Consider the following 767-nt stretch of genomic DNA (forward strand, 5'->3'; position numbering starts at 1 on the left):
TAGCTGCTCTAAAGCTGAATCTTCAAATGCTTTATAATTGAAGTGCTGCTCTTCTTGTTGATCTGACATAATTCCTATGTTTAAAGTTATTAATTTTCTTTTTGACACAGTTTATTGAACAGACCCTTCTATTATTTGGCTAACCCTAACTTTATAAGCTCGGTCGCTAGTTTTGTAAACCCGGGTATTAACTTTACTCGTGCCAACGTTAACTTTACTCGTGCCAACGTTAAGTTTATCTGTGCCATCGCTAAATTTATCCGTGCCATCGCTAGCTTTATCCGTGCCGTCGTAAACTCTATAAACCGCGGCGCTAACTTTATGCGTGCCATCACCAACTTTACTCGTGCCAACGCTAAATTTATCCGTGCCATCGCTAACTTTATCCGTGCCATCGTTAACTTTACTCGTGCCAACGCTAAGTATACTCGTGCCATCGCCAAGTTTATCCGTGCCAGCGCTAGTTATATTCGTGCCAACGCTAAGTTTACTCGTGCCAGCGCTAGTTATATTCGTGCCAACGCTAAGTTTACTCGTGCCAACGCTAGCTTTACTTGTGTAAGTGCCAATTTTACAAATTGCTAAATAACATTTTGATTAACGGAATGTATTGATTATCATTGATCTAGTTATTTTTTAACAATCCCATTTTACCGGCAAATACCCCTATGCCGGATTTACGACATCCTGTTTACGATTTTGTTTTTAACCTGGCGCTCTGTTTAAAACTGTGTAATTTTTTATTGCACCGTTATTTTAGCTGGCCC

The 767-nt window shown here is 39.8% G+C and carries 1 protein-coding gene; it reads left to right on the forward strand.

Translation table 11 applies throughout. From position 1 onward, the window contains the following. Positions 1–114: 114 nt before the first annotated feature. Positions 115–585 carry a hypothetical protein gene (locus tag EHC72_RS22475; protein ID WP_165585922.1) on the forward strand — a complete coding sequence of 157 codons (471 nt, stop codon included), beginning with the start codon at positions 115–117 and terminating at the stop codon, positions 583–585. Positions 586–767: the final 182 nt, after the last annotated feature.

Source organism: Pedobacter nototheniae (assembly GCF_004335085.1).
GTDB classification, from domain to species: Bacteria; Bacteroidota; Bacteroidia; order Sphingobacteriales; family Sphingobacteriaceae; genus Pedobacter; species Pedobacter nototheniae.